The organism is Citrobacter sp. RHBSTW-00017, assembly GCF_013797615.1.
In the GTDB taxonomy this organism is placed as follows: domain Bacteria; phylum Pseudomonadota; class Gammaproteobacteria; order Enterobacterales; family Enterobacteriaceae; genus Citrobacter; species Citrobacter braakii.
This window is the reverse complement of the sequence record NZ_CP056899.1, coordinates 724,289-746,684: the sequence shown is the minus strand read 5'-3', so window position 1 is coordinate 746,684 and position 22,396 is coordinate 724,289. Positions and strand designations below refer to the sequence as shown.

The 22,396-nt window shown below is 49.6% G+C and carries 17 protein-coding genes and 5 pseudogenes; 6 read left to right on the top strand and 16 right to left on the bottom strand.

What is annotated here, in order from left to right; genetic code table 11:
• Positions 1-51: 51 nt before the first annotated feature.
• The 16 genes and pseudogenes from HV037_RS03565 to HV037_RS03490 all read right to left on the bottom strand — a co-directional run.
• Positions 52-951 carry a hypothetical protein gene (locus tag HV037_RS03565; RefSeq protein ID WP_103798311.1) on the bottom strand — a complete coding sequence of 300 codons (900 nt, stop codon included), beginning with the start codon at positions 949-951 and terminating at the stop codon, positions 52-54.
• A gap of 483 nt (positions 952-1,434) precedes the next feature.
• A complete protein-coding gene (locus tag HV037_RS03560; protein WP_004189163.1) occupies positions 1,435-1,875 on the bottom strand; it encodes a transposase in 441 nt (146 codons plus the stop codon).
• An 83-nt stretch (positions 1,876-1,958) separates the two neighbouring features.
• Positions 1,959-2,738 (bottom strand): annotated as a pseudogene (locus HV037_RS03555) (IS5-like element ISKpn26 family transposase); the annotation flags it as partial.
• 82 nt (positions 2,739-2,820) lie between these two features.
• Positions 2,821-3,636 carry an HNH endonuclease signature motif containing protein gene (locus HV037_RS03550; protein WP_001572439.1) on the bottom strand — a complete coding sequence of 272 codons (816 nt, stop codon included), beginning with the start codon at positions 3,634-3,636 and terminating at the stop codon, positions 2,821-2,823.
• A 12-nt stretch (positions 3,637-3,648) separates the two neighbouring features.
• The gene (locus tag HV037_RS03545; protein ID WP_000985911.1) at positions 3,649-4,059 is read right to left on the bottom strand and encodes a hypothetical protein; all 411 of its coding nucleotides are present in this window, start codon (positions 4,057-4,059) and stop codon (positions 3,649-3,651) included.
• A gap of 101 nt (positions 4,060-4,160) precedes the next feature.
• Positions 4,161-4,367 carry a hypothetical protein gene (locus HV037_RS03540; RefSeq protein WP_000134171.1) on the bottom strand — a complete coding sequence of 69 codons (207 nt, stop codon included), beginning with the start codon at positions 4,365-4,367 and terminating at the stop codon, positions 4,161-4,163.
• Between the two features lie 60 nt (positions 4,368-4,427).
• On the bottom strand, positions 4,428-5,753 hold the full coding sequence (locus tag HV037_RS03535; protein ID WP_020833804.1) for a type II toxin-antitoxin system HipA family toxin: 1,326 nt from the start codon (positions 5,751-5,753) through the stop codon (positions 4,428-4,430).
• Between the two features lie 4 nt (positions 5,754-5,757).
• A complete protein-coding gene (locus HV037_RS03530; protein WP_024143021.1) occupies positions 5,758-6,051 on the bottom strand; it encodes a helix-turn-helix transcriptional regulator in 294 nt (97 codons plus the stop codon).
• Between the two features lie 400 nt (positions 6,052-6,451).
• Positions 6,452-7,840 (bottom strand): hypothetical protein, encoded by a 1,389-nt coding sequence (locus HV037_RS03525; RefSeq protein ID WP_053271570.1) that lies wholly within the window; start codon positions 7,838-7,840, stop codon positions 6,452-6,454.
• A 4-nt stretch (positions 7,841-7,844) separates the two neighbouring features.
• Positions 7,845-8,342: a hypothetical protein gene (locus HV037_RS03520; RefSeq protein WP_103798315.1), complete on the bottom strand. Its 498-nt coding sequence runs from the start codon at positions 8,340-8,342 to the stop codon at positions 7,845-7,847.
• A 575-nt stretch (positions 8,343-8,917) separates the two neighbouring features.
• Positions 8,918-9,385, bottom strand: a pseudogene (locus tag HV037_RS03515) (IS3 family transposase); the annotation flags it as partial.
• Between the two features lie 80 nt (positions 9,386-9,465).
• Entirely contained in the window at positions 9,466-10,974 is a 1,509-nt protein-coding gene (ltrA, locus tag HV037_RS03510) for a group II intron reverse transcriptase/maturase (protein ID WP_001189111.1), read from the bottom strand.
• 671 nt (positions 10,975-11,645) lie between these two features.
• Positions 11,646-12,074: pseudogene (locus HV037_RS03505) on the bottom strand (IS3 family transposase); the annotation flags it as partial.
• A 9-nt stretch (positions 12,075-12,083) separates the two neighbouring features.
• Positions 12,084-13,235, bottom strand: a complete 1,152-nt coding sequence (locus tag HV037_RS03500) for an IS30-like element IS30 family transposase (protein ID WP_001254932.1) — start codon at positions 13,233-13,235, stop codon at positions 12,084-12,086.
• 67 nt (positions 13,236-13,302) lie between these two features.
• Positions 13,303-13,548: pseudogene (locus HV037_RS03495) on the bottom strand (transposase); the annotation flags it as partial.
• 59 nt (positions 13,549-13,607) lie between these two features.
• Positions 13,608-13,736 (bottom strand): annotated as a pseudogene (locus HV037_RS03490) (recombinase family protein); the annotation flags it as partial.
• A gap of 158 nt (positions 13,737-13,894) precedes the next feature.
• Here HV037_RS03490 and HV037_RS03485 point away from each other — a divergent pair.
• The 6 genes from HV037_RS03485 (at position 13,895) to HV037_RS03460 (ending at position 22,336) form a co-directional block, all read left to right on the top strand.
• Entirely contained in the window at positions 13,895-16,903 is a 3,009-nt protein-coding gene (locus tag HV037_RS03485; RefSeq protein WP_181545586.1) for a Tn3 family transposase, read from the top strand.
• A gap of 544 nt (positions 16,904-17,447) precedes the next feature.
• Positions 17,448-17,822, top strand: a complete 375-nt coding sequence (locus tag HV037_RS03480; protein WP_181545585.1) for a hypothetical protein — start codon at positions 17,448-17,450, stop codon at positions 17,820-17,822.
• A gap of 17 nt (positions 17,823-17,839) precedes the next feature.
• Positions 17,840-19,603: a polysaccharide biosynthesis/export family protein gene (locus tag HV037_RS03475; protein ID WP_130587875.1), complete on the top strand. Its 1,764-nt coding sequence runs from the start codon at positions 17,840-17,842 to the stop codon at positions 19,601-19,603.
• 54 nt (positions 19,604-19,657) lie between these two features.
• On the top strand, positions 19,658-20,458 hold the full coding sequence (locus HV037_RS03470) for an ABC transporter permease (RefSeq protein WP_172747760.1): 801 nt from the start codon (positions 19,658-19,660) through the stop codon (positions 20,456-20,458).
• Positions 20,459-20,469: 11 nt separating this feature from the next.
• On the top strand, positions 20,470-21,120 hold the full coding sequence (locus HV037_RS03465; RefSeq protein WP_181545584.1) for an ABC transporter ATP-binding protein: 651 nt from the start codon (positions 20,470-20,472) through the stop codon (positions 21,118-21,120).
• A 13-nt stretch (positions 21,121-21,133) separates the two neighbouring features.
• A complete protein-coding gene (locus HV037_RS03460; protein ID WP_181545583.1) occupies positions 21,134-22,336 on the top strand; it encodes a sugar transporter in 1,203 nt (400 codons plus the stop codon).
• The last annotated feature ends 60 nt before the right edge of the window (positions 22,337-22,396 follow it).

Below are 22,396 nucleotides of genomic sequence, written 5' to 3'. Positions count from 1 at the left end.
CTTTGTGATTCTGCCGTAAAGGGGGTTCTGGAAAACGAGACATGCTTGTATTTATTTTAAATTCCTGCGGGTTTTCTGCTGCCATGCAAGATTAATAGCATATTCAATTGTGCTGGCATTTGAAATCCCTTCCAGCTCAGCAATATAGCGCATCTTGTCATGGGTAGCCTCGGAAATTGAAACATTGAGTAATTTATTTTTTCCTTTTTTCTTTTTCTCTCTGGATTTTTGTGTGCTTAAGGCATTTTTGAATTTTTTAATAAAGAGCTCTTTCTCTGCATTACTTGTTGTAATCCATGTGTACCATGTAAAGTAAGAGGCGTAGCAAAATGCCAGTTTCTCGTCAATACTCTCACCACACATATAGCCTTGAAGAAAAATGTTATTCTCTCTGAGATAAGTGAGCAACCAGTCAGGCGTGACACCGGTATTACTGTTTACACCCTGAAAGATGTCCTGCTCCGATATTAATATATTCCATTCTCTGTGAGCGTTGATGATGTTATCTCTGGTTGAAGCATTGAATATGGATTTCTTAATTTTATCTTTTATGAATGTGACCCTGGATGTGTGAGTGGGAGGCAGACTCCTGCCTGAAGGTTCAAAGCTATTAAGTAATGTATTATTTTCCAGAGAGAAAGACTGAGGGGTAGTAGCAAGATAATTATCATCAATTTTAAAAAGAAACCAAAAACTTGCCCTTGGGTCATCTGAAAACCATTTTTGCTCATCTTCAGAGGGCATTGATTTCTTATACGAAACATGCACATTATTAATAAACACATCTGCATCCCGCTCATTCCATCCTTGTCCAATCAAAAGTTTTCTGATCTTCCTTTCATAATTTGATGTATTTGTTTCTCCAGCCTCCGGTGGCCAGTCATACCCATTCTGCCGTAATGAAAAATATAAAAATAGAACAGCATTCTCATCATCAATGAACCAGACCATATGCGCACCCCACAACATCACTCAGTGATTTTACGTACAAAAAAACGAACTTTAACTGGTATGCAGTAACAATATCACTATGTTTCATGTACATAGTGTTGAGCTGGTCACAGATTCATTACCTATTGCTTCATCATTGATCTGAAGGAATGCACACAGGAAACCTTCACCATGATGCCCGGGAACACATTAAGTCAGTGCGGGAGCATGGATTCTCCAGTATATCTAAAATATGTAAGTAAGCTTTTACATATGGTGTCTTCCTGATTTCAAACAACATGTCAGAATGATTTATAACTCAACCAGAAAGGTATTTAGGTTAATTAATGTAATTAATACCCACCCTAACACTTAGCTCCAAACAATCTGACAAAAAAATACAACACATCCCCTTCCTCTGAACCATAACCTCAGAGGAAACGACATGAACGATATCCGTGGCCCCGGCGACCAGCCAGATGCGGGTGCCTGACGGGAGGGATATCATTGTGTCCTCCCGGTCAGTTCGCGGATCAGCACAGTCAGCAACTCTGACGACGGGTTCTCCAGCGTCATTTTGCCGTGGCGGAACTCAACATGACAGGAAGTGGCGCTGGCGTGAGCGGAGGAGAACGTACACAGAGTGTCATTCTCTGCGGCGGGCAACGGGTCGTTGATAACGTCGACGGACAACAGAGTCGGAGAAGCCGGAAGAGATTGAGGTACCACCGGCCCCACGATAGTTGCAGGCATTCGACGAGAGATTCGCCCCTCTCTCTGCCAGAGGCGTAGCCACTTAAAAATGAGATTATTATCAACGCCATGTTCCCGCGCCAGTTGTGCGACGTTGGCATCTGGTCGTGAAGCCAGTTCGACCATCCGAAGTTTGAAGTCACTGGAATAGACGGTACGCGATTCAGTTCGCCAGTTGGCAGCATTTTCCATAAACAGAGCTCCTTCTAAATTAGACGGAGCTCTAAGCTAGCGATCCCGGGACTGGAATCACAGGCGGCAGTGACTTGACGCTTACTTTTGTTCTTGCGCGGATGCTGCTTCAAGGTTTTTACCTTGCCGGGACGCTCGGCGATCAGCCAGTCCACATCCACCTCGGCCAGCTCCTCGCGCTGTGGCGCTCCTTGGTAGCCGGCATCGGCTGAGACAAATTGCTCCTCTCCATGAAGCAGATTACCCGGCTGATTGAGGTCATGCTCGTTGGCCGCGGTGGTGACCAGGCTGTGGGTCAGGCCACTCTTGGCATCGACACCAATGTGGGCCTTCATGCCAAAGTGCCACTGATTGCCTTTCTTGGTCTGATGCATCTCCGGATCGCGTTGCTGCTCTTTGTTCTTGGTAGAGCTGGGTGCCTCAATGATGGTGGCATCCACCAAAGTGCCTTGGGTCATCATGACGCCTGCTTCGGCCAGCCAGCGATTGATGGTCTTGAACAATTGACGGGCCAGTTGATGCTGCTCGAGCAGGTGGCGGAAATTCATGATGGTGGTGCGATCCGGCAGGGCGCTATCCAGGGATAATCGGGCAAACAGGCGCATGGAGGCGATTTCGTACAGGGCATCTTCCATGGCACCGTCGCTCAGGTTGTACCAATGCTGCATGCAGTGAATACGCAGCATGGTCTCCAGCGGATAGGGCCGTCGGCCATTGCCCGCCTTGGGATAAAACGGCTCGATGACAGCGGTCATATTCTGCCATGGCAGAATCTGCTCCATGCGGGAGAGGAAAATCTCTTTTCGGGTCTGACGGCGCTTAGTGCTGAATTCACTATCGGCGAAGGTGAGTTGATGGCTCATGATGTCCCTCTGGGATGCGCTCCGGATGAATATGATGATCTCATATCAGGAACTTGTTCGCACCTTCCCTAGCTGTCACCCTTCATTGATCCTGAGCAAGGCCCTGGTATTCTGCCCAGCGTACGGCCAGCCGCTCTAAGTCCAGATCGTACACCAGCGGTGTGATTTTACGGCCTTCAAACAGCTCGCCCACCTCAATGCCTGGCTTAAAATGAACGGTCAGGGTGGCCGGATCTATGCCCATAAGATCGGCATCAAACAGCGCATGCATTGTTGGAGTCATCAGGATGCCATTAGACGGATTGTACCGGGTTCCATGTTCAATGTGTGCCGCATCCAGGACACCTCCATTAACCCAACCGGTTACCGCACAACGGCCCGCGAAATTCTCGATGAGCAGAGCTTTGAATTTACCCTGTGCCACGCCACTACGTTGCGTCACTACGCGCTCGCAGTGCTCACCCTGGATATCTACGTCAGGTTTCCGAATTGGCTCGCTGGTGGCCGTCTCAGCTTGTTTTAGGGTGGAACGTGGATAGGCCAGGTTATATGCTGCGCCTGTGGTCATTTGCTCGATGACCGCGGGCGCATAACCTTCTGCTTCCAGCTTACGATATGCAGCCCGGTAGTCTCTTTGGGTTTTCAGCGGGTAAATCTTCCCGCCTTTACCATCGAAAGCGATAAACCAGAAATCGTCCGTGCCAGTTTCAAGATTTCTGCAACGTTTCAGATGCCATCCGCCTTCTCTCGCCCAGATGGTACGGTTATTTCTGGCATTCGTTTTGTCATACCCGTGCTCGTCAAGCCAGCTATCAAAGCTGGTCAGCCCCAGGTCCTGAACCTCCAGAGAAGGGACACGAATGACCTGCAAGGTATGGCGTGGTCTTGGCTCTCTCATCTTGATCTCTTCCTAGCGCTGGTCTGGGAAATACGGATATTGCGGGCCATATTCATAATCATGCGGGCCTGGCTCAACTTCCCAGAATGGACGGCCGCTAATTGTCTTTGGACCGCGCTCGTTTACGATGTCTTCTACATCCTGAATATTAAATGGCATCGTTGCCAGTAACAGCTGATCTTCGGGTGTCAGCGTCACAGTTGCACCGTCGATACGGCTGTAAAGGTCGGCAAACTGTTTACCTGCACCGTGCAACCGGTGCTCCGCTACACTTCTGATTGCGTGTAAGTCCAGCTCCGCCGCTTCCATGCGATCCACGTATAGTTTCATTTCTTTACGCAAAGCGCTCAGCTCACGGGTTTTAATAAATCCGTAGGCGTACCCACCCAGGGCGATAACTGCAATGATTGCTAAAATAGCCATTTATTTTCTCTTACGTTACTGCGGCCGCCGCTTTAGTCTTAATGTGAAGCCTGGGAATTCGCTGAATGAAGAATACGTTTTCACCCCCAGACCGACAGCTGTTAAGGCGCGATCCCAACACTCCATTTGTAAGTATCAGGCCCATCTTCTCCGCTGGTGGCATCAGCTACAATCTGTGCATAACGTTCTCCAGCAAGTTCTCTTACCATCTGATCCACGACCCATTGCAGATGATGCATTTCATCGGTTCCGCCGTAACGACAAGCCAACTCAATAGCCCGCTCTATTCTTTTTTGTTCTTCAGTCATACTGAATCCTCACGCTTACATCAGCTATTCTGAAAACATGCACACTATAAATTGCGGCTGTCATTTCTCAGCCAGGCGCCTGCATTGCTGCCTCATTCCATCAAAAATACTTTCCGCAAGCTGCTGGGGGAACTGGTCCGGAAGAAGCCCGCTAACACGTTCAATGACACCCGGGGTTCTGGCGATGATTTCCTCTATCATCGCCTCTGTCTGCTGTTTACTCAGGCCGGTTATCTCACCATGCCTGATCCAGTGGCGTCGTTGTATTCGATATATCTGGTAATAGTTGCTACTGCCACGTACGGCCATCGCCAGTTTGCACTTCTGCCAAGATATCTGATTGTTCCCATGACCGATCACCGGCCATGCCGACAACACATCATAGTTTGGTGTAAGGTGATAACGTCCCTGTGGCCCAATAGAAATACTGAAATTTTTAGCGTGGCCATCTGTTGCGGCCATCATCCAGAAAATTATCTGCGTCATAAAAAACTGCGCTTTGTCACGCTCAGCACGGTCTGAATTACTCAGAACCTCCATAATTTCCGATATACCTGGCCCGCCGTCCGCCTGATATTTTCGTAATGGCGAAACGCCCAGGGCCTGACACATATCCTCCTGGGGTAAACGAATGATCCATTGTCCGTCTCCTGACCATTTTCGGTCAAAACGTTCTACCACCAGCGCTTTCTGATCTTCAAAGTGAGCAATCTGCGTTCTTGCCACGGGGAGCCCGTACTGGTCGAGAAGTACCGAGCAGAGCCATTCATTTTCAACCGACGAGCTCATGTCGGCTTTCATGTTCCCCACAAGTCCGAGCGGTAGCTTGAATATATGCGTCGTTGGTGTATTACCCTCCGGCATACACCACCGATCTTCATGCCACAGTAGGGCTGTTTTCTCCTGAGCACCGGCAATAGATAAACGTAAGTCGTCGTTATCTTCTGGCCTGCCCGGTAGCAATGTCTCCGTGGTATTACGCAAAGTTGCCGCAATTTCTGATTCAGTAAGCGGGTGATACTTCACGGAATATAAATCAGTGGGTTCATCTCCGTCATGAAGCAGCTGTATCGCGCCCACGCAGTCTTTTCCCAGCTCCGTCAGCAGATCAAAAGGCTCCAGGCTATCGGCCTTGTAACGCATTGCCAGACGTCTGCGTATGCCTTCGCTGTCCGGGAGTAAATTATCAAAATAGTCACGTACCACATTTCCACGCCAGACCTGGTTCCCGGGAGTAAAAGGAAGGGACAATGACAGCGGCCTTCCCTGTTCGTCAGCAACCCATTCAGGAAGGTATTCTAAGCTGTCTACCCCTTTGCTTTTTTCCCAGTACCCGACTTTGATGCCGTTCATCCAAATTACCAGACGTTGCTGTTTCCGGCTCATATCGTTACCAATCCTCCTGTCGTGCAGGTGAATTTAATTTATATATTTCTTCCGTCTGCTTCCTCTCTGAAGAAGTGGTTGCCGAGGAGAAGCTGATTTTTACACCCAGGACGGAAAACACCTTGAATAGCCGTTCAATGCTCGCACTGGCAGGGTTGGCTTCCAGACGTGAGTATGTCTGTTGAGTGACACCTAACCTTTCGGACAGGTCTTTTTGCGTCAGGCCATTCGCCTTGCGAAAACCAATGAGCAAGGGACGCAACTGGTTGAGCGTGTTTAACGGGTAATCATTATTGATCATAAGCTGGCCTCAGTAGTTCCTCTGATACACCTTGTACGCTGTTTTCTAAACATACACCCTAAAAGCTGTAATATCAAATTAACAGCCTAAAAGCTGTTAAATAGAGAGTACAACCTTTAGGCTGTTACCAAGTGGCAGCATAAATCTTTATGACGTTTGATATGAGAGAACTATCAATAATAAGCCGTTACGCTCGTACAGCATCCGGGAAGAGAGCTGACAGATCAGGATCATCGGTAAACGAGAAGCGGAGTATCTTATGGCCCTGTTGTGAGCTGTATAAATAACTACGAGCTACTCTCTGCCTCGGGGAGGAGGCAGAGAGAGTATTAAAAGCAAAGGCAGACATTTTTAGCAGCTGGTGGGCTATGGGGTTCCGGAGGTGCTCCGGTGAATGTTACTTGACTGGCAAGTTTCCTGCTCTGATGGTCAATGCCTCGATGCTGTCTATATTGTTCTGAAGCCGTTCCAGTTCTGCCTTTTCAATACCGGCCCAAAGCTTTAAGTGTCGCTGATAAAGGGACCACTTGAGTGAGTGAAAACCATTCCAGGCCAACCCCATCCAAGAGGCGTAATTCGCATTGAGAATATTGCCGGTGATATACATTTTACCTGCGTTAACAGCACTGGAAGTTCCATAACCCAGGGCAAGCATCATCCGGAAGCGTGGATTTAGCCGCAACGGCATGGTATCCAGTAAGGTCTCCCCAAAAGCTCCTTTTCCCAGCGATACCTGTTTCACCACATAGAAAACCCGCATCAAAACTTCCATTATGGTCATCGGAATACTTGTCACGATAAACTGACGAAAGTCATATCCGTTGACATACATGTACTCTATTTGTTTGCCGAAGTTAGAACTCCCCACAGGGATCCCCTCAAGCATACGAAGTAGCCCCATAAAAGGAGCCGGTAAACCCATGCCACGGTTTCCTTTTGCTGAGGGGGCATTAACATCCGATGCCAGGTGTCCAAACATTCTGGCGATGAGCCTGAAAATATTGGTTTCGTCAGTAACGCCTTTACTGGAAGGATAAACCACGATCTGTCCATTCTGAACCACCGTACAGGTCCCGTTCAGCATATCCTTTATACCGAAAATAATGCCCAGTATGGGATCGTGTGACAAAGCTCTTAAGCGGTGATTTGTGGGAGACAAAACGCCACCGGCCGCACCCACTAAATCGCTGCTGATCGAACTGTCTGGTGCCCCTATAGGGAACAAATCTGAGAGTTTTGTACTCAGGTCCTCCGGCAAAATGGCATTGAAGGCTTTCTGCACCTGTTTATTGAAAATACCATCCACTTCTGCCGTAAAGCTCACCGTAGGTTTTGGCGGGGCTCTGACGCAAAGTAAATCCAGCATGGATGCTATGAGCCCGCATCCGCAGGCAATAGCATAATCCCAGGCGTCGAGTGCGTAGCGATCATTAAATTCTTTAATATGATTCTGGATCCGGGCATCTACAACAGCCAGGTCATCCGTGGAGAGTATTGTGGCCAGTCCAATATCACCGCATACACGCTGGTTAGCCTCGCTATATATAGTCTTGAGACCAGTAGAATGCATGGCAGTATCTGAAGGGGTCATTTCTCGCAGATGATGTTCTTTAAGCGCCAGATGCTCCGCTTCATCAAGTTCAGTGCCGCTGATTAGCCCGGTCAACTGTGCCTTAAGGCTCTCTATATCACTGTTAATTGTCTCGTGAGCGTTCGCGATATCCTGACCACGGAGCTGAATATAACGGATGGCCCTGAACTCATCATCATAAGGAGACTGACTCATGTGTTTACCTCACCGCGACCAGGCTACCTTTTGGAGCTTTCTTAGTAAGCATGTCGATTGTTGCCTTGATGCCAGCAATTTCTGCCTTAAAATATTCCGCATTCGACATCAACCTTTCCTGAACTTCGTAGAGCTTTTGGATGGCCTGACTAAGGGCGGCTGTCAGTTTCGCATTTTTTTTGTGTTTCACTATCGCGTACCCGCCAATCCCTAATACTGCTACAGGCGCGGCCAGAACCCCAATTCCTGCCACCATACCACCACCGACGATAGACCCTGCTGTTGCGAGCCCGGAGGTTATGCCAGCTGCTGACACTCCCGTTGTCCCAAGCGTATAGAGAGCACCAAAGGAAGCCGCAGCGCCGACACCTGACCCAGCCAATGCTGCTGCCCCCTCAGTTATCCCCGGGAACATTTTATCAAGCGCCTGGAGAGCGCTCGTAACTTCATCCATTGCCTTTTTGCCAATTTTTTCGAGCTCTTCAGTTTCAGTAGCGTCCATTACAGGCCTCGTATTCTTAACGTGCTGTGTTATAGGTGAAAAAGTGCACCATAAAAGTGATGTGGAAATCATGACTTACTATTGAGGCACTTTCCAGTTCATGTTTGTCAGTTTCAATGCTGTTGCTGTTAGTAAGGGCAGACGCCATATCGGGCAGACCCAAAATAACTATCGTGCCAGCGTCATTTTGGAACTGACTTTGCTAAAAATCAGTAGCGGACTGAACAGACATGTGTGGATTTGAATCTGGGCAGGTTCCAGACATTATTCCAACCAGACTTCCAATGACAAAATGCTCGTCATTCTCGGAGACGACATAGGGTCCACCAGAGCAACCATCGGTGTTGAAATGTGCTATTACAAAGCGAGTTGTGAGATGTTGGGGAGAATGATTTGAGCAATTTAAAGGCCAAATGCCTGAAACTTCACCAGGGAATGTCGAAATTGTTGTCTCATTCATTGGATATCCGACACCCAATGTATCCATGCCAGCTGCGGGAGCTAGGACCTTAAAGTAACTACTTACAGGCTGTTGTATTCCAGCTGAATGAATCGCCACGGAAAATCTAGACACTTCAGAGCCGTTGATAATACTGGTTTTCATATTCTGTCGGTGACATCTGATCGCTAGAACCATGCCGACGCTTACTGTTATAAAACATTTCGATGTAATCAAAAATATCGCTGCGGGCTTCTTCCCGCGTTCCGTAGATCTTTTTCTTTATCCGTTCGCGTTTCAACAACTGGAAAAAGCTTTCTGCAACCGCATTATCATGGCAGTTACCGCGACGGCTCATGCTGCCCTCCAGGCCGTGTGATTTCAGGAACGACTGCCACTCATGGCTTGTGTACTGACTGCCCTGATCCGAATGAACCAGCACCTGTTTTTGGGGATTACGCCGCCATACAGCCATCAGCAGTGCGTTCAGGACAATGTCCTTTGTCATCCGGGATTGCATGGACCAGCCGATAATTTTGCGTGAGAACAGATCAACAACAACGGCAAGATACAGCCAGCCTTCGTGGGTCCTGAGTAGAGTAAGAGGCAGGGCGTAGTCGGACTATTTCCCTGCCTCTCCTCCCCGAACCGGACGTGCACCTTTCAGCGCATCCGGCTCTCCATTTAAATGCTGGCGAACGCCATTGCCACTTCTGTAAAGCGCGATGTATACGTGTTTCTGGTCTCCGTCCTCAGATAGGGATTACCTTCGGGTAGCCGCCAGCGGAACAGCTTCTTGCCTTGCCCCACCAACCGGTACAGTATTTCGCCGCTGAGCTTGCCGTGATTGGTTTTACCAAATAAAACCCACGTTTTGCTCTGACCCGGTTTCGGTGATTTACACCACCACCTCATCAGGGAAGCGATACCTGTACGGTATTTGCGGGCCAGCCAGTGAGCCAGCTTCCAGAACACGACACGGTCGATATAACTGAAGACTTTGGCCTTAAAATCAACGAACTGATAGAACATGGCCCAGCCTTTCAGTTTTCGGTTGAGTTGTTCAGCCATATCGACTTTGCTTTCACTGTAGTTGCCTGATAACAGTGCTGTCAGCGATGCGGCGAAGTTTCTGGCTTTCTCCTGCGGGATCGTTGAGACCACTCGCATCTCGCCATAACGACTGCGTTTGCGAATGATCCTGTGCCCCAGAAAGATAAAGCCGTCATTAACATGGGTGATTTTAGTCTTATCCATGTTCAGCCTGAGTTTCAGACTGCCTTCGAGCACACCCCGACACTCCTCCCTGATGGCTTCCGCCTGTGCTTTGGTGCCTTTGACGATGAGGACAAAATCATCGGCATAGCGGCAGTACGCCACCGCGGGTTTCCACTGCCAGTTTTCTCTGACCGCCGTACTTCGGCCCCGTTGGATACTGTTATTCCAGTACCACCGATCTTTTCTGGCTTTCCCGCTCAGGTAGCGCTCATGCAGGTATTGATCGAACTCATTCAGCATGATGTTCGATAATAGCGGCGATATAACACCGCCCTGTGGCACACCTTCACTGGCCGCCCGAAAGAGACCGACATCGATATGTCCCGCCTTGATGGTTTTCCACAGCAGAGTCATGAAACGTGCGTCACTGATCCTGCGGCGTACAGCCTTCATCAGCAGTCGATGATGTACGGTGTCGAAGTAACTGGACAGGTCGCCTTCAATCACCCAGCGTCCCCGGGTTTCACCACAGTCTGTGAGCTGTAATTTCACCGTGCGGATCGCGTGGTGGACACTGCGCTCAGGCCGGAAGCCATATGAGAGCGTATGAAAATCACTCTCCCATATCGGCTCCATCGCCATCAGCATGGCCCGCTGAACAATACGATCCCGCAACGCGGGGATACCCAGTGGTCGCAGTTTGCCGTTGCTTTTAGGGATGTAAACCCGTCTGGCGGGCAAGGGCTGGTAGTGGCCTGAGAGTAATTCATCCCTGAGGATTTGCAGCTCAACAGCCAGTCTGGCCTGTAGCATTGTTTTATTCACGCCATCAACGCCGGGGGTATGGGCCCCCTTTGATGAAAGCGTGATCCGCGCCGCTTCAGCCAGCCATTCTGGTTGTGTTATCAGACGCAGCAGCCGTTGAATCCGTAGGGACGGATCGGTGGCTGCCCATGTGGCAAGCTTGCGTTGCATTTCGCTGATTATCAAAGGTCTTCACCTCGTTAGGTCAGTTAATTCACGTCGCAAACACATTCAAACTGCTTCCCTTCGCCATGTAGTGGGCTTTCCCCATCGCAGACTACTACGGAAGCTCCGCCAGCCAGCGCGTCATCGGAGCCATGCCCCCTTAACATCCGTCGCTGACCTTCCCCGGTTTACCTGCCTGGACTCAGGCATACTGAGGAGGCTGCCCGTCGCACTCTTTATCCTTGCTTGCCGCAAGTTGGCAGAAGTCAGCAACGCAAGCGTGATAGACGCTGCTGCCCCGGTGTTCGCATACATGTCAAAACACCTTCGACCGGCAGTGCTTACGTATCACTGCCAGTTCCTCCTGCACGGCCTGTCAGATCACGTAGGCCGTGGTGACGTTTTCAACCCACAGAGGCGGATTAACGGGTTCATGTTCTTCAGCCTTTCAGTACTTAACCTTGAGGATCATCTCGGCTTAGTGATCTCGCCTCAATCCCCGTTGTCAGCGGGTTACATCACCCTGCGGGCATGCCGCAGGTCACTGCCGCTCAGGTTCTCCACCGTCACACCCGGTGGGATTGTTGGGTTTCTCATCGTGAGTTACCGGTTCAATATTCCAGACAGACTCGCGGTTCATTTAAGCATCCATGCCCGCCCTGAACTCCGGGCACACTGTAGGTTATGTCCGTTACCCAACGCTCATCCGGAGCATCCGGATTGAACTGTCGCTGGAGCCTGTTGGGCGACACGATACTGGCCTCGCCTTTACGTGCCCGCGGGCTCCGGTATCCGACCTGAGCCTTTATCCCGACACGTTTCATCAGTCGCCAGACCCGGTTCACTCCGCACTGTTGCCCGCTGTCCCGCAGATCCAGATGGATTTTGCGATAACCATAGACGCATCCCGATTCCAGCCAGAACTGTTTAATCTGTCCTGTCAGTCTCAGGTCTGCCTGATGGCGTTGTGAATGCGGCTGCTGAAGCCAGGCGTAAAAACCACTGGGATGAACATCCAGCACCCGACAGAGCAGGCGAACAGGCCAGCAACAGGAGTTGTCACGGATAAAGGCGTACCTCAGTCGGACAGCTTTGCGAAGTACGCCGCTGTAGATTCAATCTGTCAATGCAACACCCCTTTCAATTATCTCTTTCGGTGTTTTGAACTTCAGTGTCTTTCTCGGTCTGTTGTTTAGCTGAGCAGCAACCAGATCTAGTTCATGTTGAGTATATTGGGCAAGACATGTCTTTTTAGGAAAGTACTGCCGAATTAGCCCATTTGTATTCTCATTTGTTCCCCGCTGCCAAGGACTCTGAGGATCGCAGAAGTAAACTTTAACGCCGGTACTGACAGTAAATTCTAGATGTCTGGCCAGTTCCATTCCTCTGTCCCATGTCAGTGATTTTCTGAGTTCTGACGGTAAACTCAGAAATTTGTCGGTAAGAGCCTGATTTACTGAGACAGAATCTTTGCCCCTGAGTCTAAGGATGATCGTATAACGTGATTTTCGGTCTACAAGTGTGGCTATATGAGAGTTTTTTGTACCTGAGACTAAATCGCCCTCCCAATGCCCCAGAGAGCGTCTGTTATCGATATTTCGGGAACGTTCGTGAATTGGTGTTCCGTTCACTATGTTAATCGTACCTCTTTCGCCTTTGCGGGTATGACGCCTGCCATGGCGAAGGCTATGCGACCGTCGCAGATGCTGTATATTCAGGTGGTGTAGCGCTTCACGGCTACGAAAGTACAGCGTTTTATAAATTGTCTCAGGTGATATTCGCAGCGTTTTTTGACGTGGTTTTGTTCGCCTTAACCATCCTGATATTTGCTCTGGAGACCATTTCATCTCCAGCTTTTCCAGAACAAGCTTTCGCAATGGTAAATTTTGATCCAGTAAGCACGGTTTTGGCCTTTTCGCCATTCTGTTGGCTCGGTTATTAGCATCAACAGCTTTGTAATAGCGTCTGCCCCGATTACGCTGAACTTCACGTGAGATCGTCGAAGGACTGCGATTCAGCGCAGTAGCTATCGCACGAATGCTCATTTTGGCTGACAAACCAGCTCGTATCTCCTCGCGCTCAGACAGTGTCAGGTGAGCTACAGCCCGCTTACGCTCATGGGGTTTTATGCCGCCAGTATCCCTTAACATAGTGAAGATCGTTCCGGGTTTTGAACCCAGGATATTCGCTATTTCACTGAAGCCTGTTCCGTTCTTCCATAGTTCAAAAACAGAGGCTTTTTCCTCTGCTGTAAATGTTCGTCTCATTCAAAAAACCTCCGCAACCCCATGTTTTCACATAACTGTTGCGTTGACCAATTGAATCTACAGCGGCTTTTTTTAATATGTCCCGTTCGTCGGTAACCCGTTTCAGCTCTTTCTGGAGACGGCGGATCTCGGCCTGAGCATCTGACTGTTCTTTATTAGTGGAAGAATCCGGACCGTACTTCTTTATCCAGGCGTAAAGGCTGTGGGTGGTGATATCGAGACGTGTTGCAACGCTGGCAACAGAATAACCGCGATCAACAACCTGTTTGACTGCTTCAGTTTTAAACTCTTCGGGATAACGCTTACCGCTCATGGGCACCTCTCTTTAAGCCATCTTAAATGACTCTGAGGTGTCTGTTAAACCCATGGCGATTCAGTTGCTCCCGACATCATGTCAGTAAACACTCGATCATCCCTCACTCCCGCTGTGTTGAGCTCAGTAACCTGGCTCGTCAGTTTCTGATGGCTGGTTGATACTCTTGCATACCCTAATAATGCCATTTTGGTCTCATAAATCGATATTGATACTGCGTAGTATCATAAGGCATAAATCACGATTTTTGATACTCATGTTTAGGGCAGTTTTCATTGGTCTCAAAATTTATAATATCTGATACCGCCAAAATAATACGGATCAATAAATAATGAAAGGATGCGTGATGGCTGCTGATTTTCTGACCGACAAACAGACACAGAACTACGGGCGTTATGCCGCAGAGCCAAACGAGATCCAACTGGCACGGTATTTTCATCTTGATGAGCGAGACCTTACTTTCATCAACCTACGTAGGGGCAGGCATAACCGGTTGGGGATTGCCCTTCAACTCACAACCGCCCGCTTTCTGGGAACCTTCTTGCCCGATCTCATGCAAATACCGCCCGGTGTCCAGTTTTATGTCGCAAGGCAACTTAACATCCGCTATCCAGAGATCATCTCCCGCTATGCTCAAAGGGAAAATACACGTTGGGAGCACCACGGGCTTATCAGGCAGCACTACAGCTATCATGATTTCGGTGATTTCCCGTGGTCGTTCAGACTGAAGCGATTGCTGTATACTCGTGCATGGCTCAGTAATGAACACCCCGGACTGATGTTCGATTTTGCCACCGCGTGGTTGCTTCAAAATAAAGTGTTGTTGCCAGCCGCATCCACCCTTACGAGGGTCATTGGTGAAATCCGTGAGCGTGCGACCCGCCGCTTATGGCGAAAATTGGCCGCGCTGCCAAACCGTTGGCAGGCCGCACAACTGGCTGGGTTACTTGAAATCCCCGAAGGACAGCGACTCTCAGTGATGGAGCACCTAAAAAGAGGCCCTGTCACTATCAGCGGCCCCGCATTCACTGAAGCACTTGAACGTTACACTCGCCTGCGCAGCCTGGAATTTTCCTGCCTGAATTTCACTGGGCTGCCTGCCATACAGCTCCGCAACTTGGCACGCTATGCCGGAATGGCATCGGTGAAATATATCAGCAGAATGCCAGAAGAACGGCGGCTGGCTATCCTTACCGCGTTCGTGAAAGCGCAAGAAATCTCGGCGCTGGACGAGGCCGTTGACGTGCTGGATATGCTGATCCTCAATATTACCAGGGAGGCGAAGAAAACCGGGCAGAAAAAGCGACTTAGGACGCTCAAGGATCTTGACCGTGCGGCGTTGTTGCTGGCGCGGGCATGTGCACTTTTACTTGATGAAGATACTGGTGATGATTTGCTGCGAAAGACCATATTCAGCAGTGTACCTGTCGCCAGACTGGCAGAGTCAGTGGAAAAAGTGAATGAACTGGCCCGCCCCCAGGATACAAACTTTCAGGATGAAATGGTGGAGCAGTACGGACGGGTAAGGCGTTTTTTGCCCGCACTACTGCGCGATCTGCACTTCCGGGCGGCTCCAGACGGTGAACATACCCTCGCGGCCATCCATTACCTGGCAGAGCTAAACGGCTCGAAAAAACGGATCCTGGACGATGCACCTGAGCATATCATTTCAGGCCCTTGGAAACGCCTGGTGTACGATGCTGAAGGTCGGATACAGCGAGCGGGTTACTCGTTGTGTCTGCTGGAGCGACTTCAGGATGCGCTACGCAGTCGTGACATCTGGTTGGAAAACAGCGATCGTTGGGGTGATCCGCGCCAAAAACTTCTTCAGGGGGAGGAATGGCAGGCGCAGCGGGTTCCAGTGTGCCGGGCATTGGGTCACCCCACCAATGGCAGTAAAGCATCGGTGCAATTGGCAGCACGGTTGGATGAAACCTGGAAAACGGTGGCATCACGTTTTGACCGCAATACCGCCGTAGACATCTGCAATGAAGGTAAACATCCTTCGCTGACCATCAGCAGCCTGGATAAATTGGATGAGCCACCGGCGCTGATACGACTGAGCAGCCGAGTCAGACAATTGCTCCCACCCGTTGACCTGACAGAACTGTTGCTTGAGATTGACGCCAGAACGGGTTTCACCCGTGAATTCAGCCATGTCAGCGAGTCAGGTGCCCGCGCGCAGGATCTGCATATAAGCCTGTGTGCGGTGATGCTGGCTGAGGCCTGCAATATCGGACATGAGCCGCTGATCAAGCACAATATCCCTGCACTGACCCGCCATCGCCTGAGCTGGGTGAAACAGAACTACATCCGAGCAGAAACGCTGGTCAGCGCCAATGCGCGGCTGGTTGATTTTCAGTCCTCGTTAGCGTTGGCAGGATACTGGGGTGGCGGTGAGGTGGCCTCCGCTGATGGTATGCGTTTTGTCACACCAGTGAAAACGGTGAATTCTGGCCCCAACAGAAAATACTTTGGTTCAGGGCGCGGCATTACCTGGTACAACTTTGTCTCTGACCAATATTCGGGTTTTCATGGCATAGTGATCCCTGGAACGCTGTGGGATTCCATTTTTGTGCTGGAGGGACTACTTGAGCAACAAACGGGACTAAACCCGGTTGAAATCATGACGGACACAGCAGGTACCAGTGACATTATCTTTGGCTTGTTCTGGCTACTGGGATACCAATTTTCACCTCGTCTGGCGGATGCTGGTGAGGCGGTGTTCTGGCGGGCTGACAAAGCAGCGAATTACGGGGCGTTGGACGAACTGGCTCGGGGTTGTGTTGACCTTTCTAAAATCGAAAGCCACTGGGATGAGATGATGCGGGTTGCAGGTTCGCTGAAGCTGGGCACAATTCATGCGTCAGAACTCATTCGATCGCTATTGAGAAGTACCCGACCGTCAGGGCTTGCTCAGGCAATAATGGAGGTCGGAAGAGTTAACAAGACACTGTATCTTCTCAACTATATTGATGATGAGGACTATCGCCGCAGGATCCTAACACAGCTTAACCGGGGCGAAGGTCGCCATGCCGTGGCAAGAGCCATTTGCTACGGTCAGCGTGGTGAGATCAGAAAACGTTACCGCGAGGGGCAGGAAGATCAGTTGGGTGCGCTGGGTCTGGTGACAAACGCAGTGGTGCTGTGGAATACGCTTTATATGCAGGAAGCCTTGTCGCACCTGCGTAGCACTGGGGAAGGGCCAGAAGATGAACATATCGCGCGGCTTTCGCCTCTGATGCATGGTCATATCAACATGCTGGGACATTATACGTTCACACTACCGGAGGATATTATGAAGGGGGAATTGAGGCCGTTAAATCTCAATTTAAACAATGAATTACCTCCTTAGCGTGGTTTTTTACATCATTGGCCCTCAAACCCCTTAATTGAACAAGAAATAACCGTTTAATACCCCTTCGCCAGTCGAATTTCGGCTGGCGCTTATTTGTTTTCCACTCTCTGAAATTGAAACAATCACTATCAGAAACTAATGTCCAATATACGCTTTTGCCACCCCCACCAGAGTTAATAGTCTTTCGGACTTTTCCCCTTTTTCAGAGCTGATTTCTGAAATTTGAAATGACACAATCTGCAAATTAATGTAATCTTCGCCACACAAAAACACTTTCATGAATAATAAAAAACGATTTAGTTGTTTACTGAATAGTTTTTTTATGGCAGCATCCTAAAGCAAATTGAACACTTTCTAACCGGAATCGTCATTTTCCGTGCGGTAGCCTACCTTTTTTTTGCCCTTTATTGCTTCACTTCCTCAGCTATGCGCCTCTGCTCCCTGGCCTTCGGGTCAACTTTTTGGGCAATATAAACAGTCGGGTACCTACGAATTTTTATATTCACACGCCAGGTTCCGAATACATGGAAAATATTTACAAATGAAGAACGCAACTCGCCTTCTGGTGATTTCGCTCGCCCTCATCCTGAGTGGCTGTGCATATTCTCCGAAGCAGGTTGAAGCCTCCCGACCGCTTGTCAATCCGGCCGCTTCTACCACACTCCAGACCATGTCAGCCAACCTGCAACAACCCCTGAACACCCTGCCGCAGGGCGCTGCACTTAGCGCCAATGGCAATACCTATATCCTGGGCCAACGTTATGTCTCTGCCCTGGGTCTGGAATGCATTGAACTGCTGCGTAACCGTAACTACAACCAATCGCAGCATGGCGTGACCTGCAAAAGCGGTGACACCTGGTACCTGGTGCCGCAACTGGAACAGGCATCCGCCAGCAATCTGCTTGCCGTGCAATAATTTAGAAGAGAAAAGTTGTGAAGATAACGAAACTTCGGCAATTGAGTGCCATTCTGTTGCTGGCCTGCGCCTCTTGCGCTGCCTTTGCTGCACCTTCTAAAGAAGATGCCCAGGCATTTGGGATGAACGCCCCCGCAGATACCGGTGATGGCCGACTGCAGCTCGGCGGTGAACAAGCGATGAGCGGCCAGGCGAACACCTCCTCCACCACAGGGACCTTTGCGCAGCAAAACCGCCAGGGCATGCTCCTGCCGGGCGAGTCCGATGTGCGTAAATTACTGCCCCAGTCCGAGTCCGGCCTGCCCCCGCCTTACGGCGCTAACCTGTTTGCCGGTGGCTATGAAACCGAGCGCAGCGACGGCTTAAACGATAATTATCTGATCGCTCCCGGCGACAAGCTGAATATTTGGATCTGGGGTGCTGTCAATTTTTCCAACGTGGTCACGGTTGACAACCAGGGCAATATTTTTATCCCTGATGTCGGACCAATTAATGTGAAAAATGTGGCGGCAAGTAAAGTCAACAACTTAGTGACCAGCCACATCAGCGAAGTATTTACCAACAACGTTAATGTTTACGTAAATTTACTTACCGCGACGCCGGTCAGCGTATTTGTCACCGGCCCGGTGATCCGTCCAGGGCAATATGCCGGACAATCTTCCGATAGCGTTTTATATTTTCTGAAACGCGCAGGGGGCATCGATTCCGATCGCGGCAGCTACCGTCATATTAAAGTTTTACGTCAGAACCGGGTTATTCAGCAGATCGACCTGTACGAGTTTATGCAGCAGGGCAAAATGCCGAAGCTGTCGCTGAAGGATCAGGATGTGATCCTGGTGGAACCGCAGGGGCCGATGATCAACGTGGCCGGTAAAGTGCGTAACCCGTTCCGCTTCGAGTTGAAAAACAGCACCGCGCTCGGCTCTGAGCTGATCGATTATGCCCTGCCGCTCGCCAAGGTGAGTCACGTGGGCGTGATTGGCGATCGTTCCAGCGGCCCATTCTCGGTCTATATGCCGTACAAGGATTTTGACCGCATTCAGCTGAGCGACGGCGACAAAGTGCTGTTTAACGACGATATGCATGCTCAGGTTTACGACGTGCAGGTGATGGGCAGCTACCGTGGCCCGTCTTACTTCACCGTGCGTAAAGAGACCCGTCTGCACGATCTGCTGAATCACATTCCGATTGACCCGAACATGGCAGATTACGGCTCGATCTACATCATGCGTAAGAGCGTGGCCGCGCGGCAGAAAGAGATGCTGGAAGACTCCCTCAACCGTCTGGAGCGTAGCGTGTTCACCGCGCCAGCCAGTTCCGACGGTGAAGCCTCTATTCGCACCAAAGAGGCCGAACTGGTGATGCGCTTCGTGGAAAAAGCCCGCAAGATCCAGCCGCTGGGTAAAGTGGTGGTGTCGGATAAAGGCGTGATTGCCAATATCCTGCTGGAACAGGGCGACCAGATTGTGATCCCGAACAAGACCGACCTGATTCAGGTGGGTGGCGAAGTGATGATGCCGCAGGCGGTGGTCTTCAACAAAAGCGCCAGTCTGGAGGACTATGTGGCCTGGGCAGGTGGCTTTACCGACCGTGCGAACGACAAGCGTATTGCGGTGGTCCATGCCAACGGGCTGATGGAGTTTAAAGACGGTGGTGATGTGATGCCGGGCGATCAGATTCTGGTCATGCCGAAAGTGGACAGCAAAATGATGCAGTCCATCAAAGACATTACCCAGGTCATCTATCAGGTTGCCGTGGCGGCCAACGTGGTCCTGAATTAACCCTCAAAACGGGCTTGCTGAAAAGCCGGCCCGTTCTGTTATATCGGCCTTCTCATGCTTAAACCTGTTCTCAATCAAACGCCCCGCAGCTCGTTCCAGGTGCTGCGCGATGTAACGTTTGGCCTGCTTATCCGTGAACTGAAAACACGATTTGGGAGTTACCGACTGGGGTATGCCTGGGCGCTGTTGGATCCGCTGTTGATGATTAGCCTGTTTAGTGTTGTGTTTGGGATGCGTAGCCAGAGTGGTTTTGGTGGTGTTCCGGTGCAGGTATTTATTACAGCGGGTTATTTGCCGTTTATGTTTTTTAACAAAGTTGTCAGCCAGTTAAAATCGGCAGTCAATGCCAATATGGGTTTATTCTGCTATCGACAAGTGACCCCTTTTGCGACCTTTGTTGCTCGTTTCATTCTTGAAGCCATTATTGGTCTGGTAGTTGGCTGCATTCTGGTGCTGGGGTTATTGTGGTTTGGTTTTGATGCCATTCCCAACGATCCTTTAGAAGTTATCATTATCTATTTCCTACTAATGATTTTTTCATTTTCATTAGGGATCGTTTTTTGCGTATTGGGCAGTTTATTTAAAGAAGCGAATAAGTTTCTCGATTTGTTGATGATGCCCCTTATGTTTATCTCCTGCGTTATGTACCCCCTGGCAACCGTGCCATCGCAGTTTCAGCACTGGTTTTTATGGAATCCGCTGGTACATGCTATTGAGCTGATTCGCTCAGGCTGGATCGCTGGATATGAAAGCCCGAATGTCAGCGGAGTGTATTTATCTTGCGTCACATTAGTGCTACTGACTTTTGCGATGAGTTGCTACCGTTTAAGCCATCGTCGTCTGATTGCCAGCTAAAGCGAATAACGATGATCATTTTAGATAACGTCTCAAAATATTACCCCACCAAATTTGGTCGAAACTATGTGCTACGTGACGTAAGTATCACATTACCCCGCGATCGCAACATCGGTATCTTGGGTGCCAACGGGGCGGGTAAATCAACGCTGCTGCGCCTGCTGGGTGGCATGGATACGCCAAGCAAAGGAAAAGTCACCCGCCACTGTCGTGTCTCCTGGCCACTTGCGTTGGGGGGTGGTTTTCAAGGCAGTATGACTGGTAGGGAAAATACTCGCTTTGTCTGCCGTATCCATGGTGTGCGCGATACGCAGGCCATTGAAGAATGGGTGAAAGAGTTCGCGGAAATCGGCCAACATTTTGAACTGCCGATTAAAGCTTACTCTAGCGGCATGAAATCAAAGTTTTCTTTTGCCGTCAGTATGGCCTTCGATTTTGAAATCTATTTGACCGATGAAATCACCTCCGTAGGTGATGCCCGCTTTAAACAGAAATGTATTGATGTCTTCAATCAAAAACGCGAGACCGCAAGCCTGATCATGGTCTCTCATGACATGAAAAATTTACGTCAACAGTGCGATATGGGCATTTTGCTGCGTAACAGCACGCTCGAGATATTCGACAATATCGAAGATGCCATCAGTATTTATCAGAAACTATAACAAGCCAAAAAACATGATCCAGCCAACCCGCTCTAACAAATCTTCAGGTTTGATGCGCAAGCTGCACAAATTAAAAACCAAACCAAAACATTTTATTATTGATTCCAGCGGTTACAAACTTGCCCACCGCTCATGGAAAAAAAGTCTCAAACTCGGCAGTTTTCAGTGGGTAGTGGCTTGTTTTGCCATCGCTGTTATCTATTGCGGGTTCATCGCTTCAGATCGCTATGTGAGCCGAGCAGAATTAGTGGTTAAACAGGCAGACCAGATTAAAATGCTGCCCGATGCTCTTTCTATGTTGGGGCTAGGGGGAAATAATCATCAGGATGTGCTGCTTATTCAGGACTACCTCAAGTCTGCTCATCTGCTTAACAAGCTGGATAAAGAACTGGGACTGAAAGCCCATTACCAAAGTCATAAAGTCGATTACTTCTCTCGCCTTCCCGGCAATGTCAGCCGCGAGGAATTTCTGAAGTATTACCGTGAACACCTTACATTACGCATGGATGATATCTCCGGTGTGCTGACTATTGAGTTACAGGCGTTTGACCCTGCTTATGGTCAGAAAGTGGTAGGTTTGATGCTGAAAGAATCCGATGGATTTATTAATAAACTGGGACACCAGGTCGCACTGGAACAACTGGCCTTTGTCGAAAAAGAAGTTGATCACGCCTACCAAAGATTACAAGCCGAAAAAGCTAAAGTCCTGGAGTTCCAAAACACCCATCACCTTATCAGTCCAGAATCGACGAGCACGGCCCGCATGGGTGTCGTAAGCCATATTGAAGGTCAACTGGCCCAGCAACAGGCACAATTAAAGCAACTGCAAAGCTACATGAAAGCTACTGCACCTGCTGTTGTTTCTGTTCAAGCCCGAGTTGATGCTTTGACCGAGCAACTGGCGCAGGAACAATCCAGACTTACCGGTGCGGATAAAAATGCGATGAACGAAGTGACCGCCAGCTATATGGATGTACAAACTCAGGCCACGCTCGCGGCAGACCTTTACAAAACCGGTCTTATCAGCCTGGAACAAGCCAGAATCGAGGCGTACCGCAAACTTAAGCACCTGCTGGTGATTAGTCAGCCAACCCTGGCCGAAGATGCTGAATACCCACGCCGCCTCTATAACCTTGCCACCATCGGTGTACTGCTATGCCTGTTATACGGGTTGATCGTAATGGGTCTTGCAACCCTACGTGAGCATCAGGACTAACAGTTTCATATGCTAAAAACAGGACCAGAACCTTTATAAGATTCTGGCCTTTCGCAACCT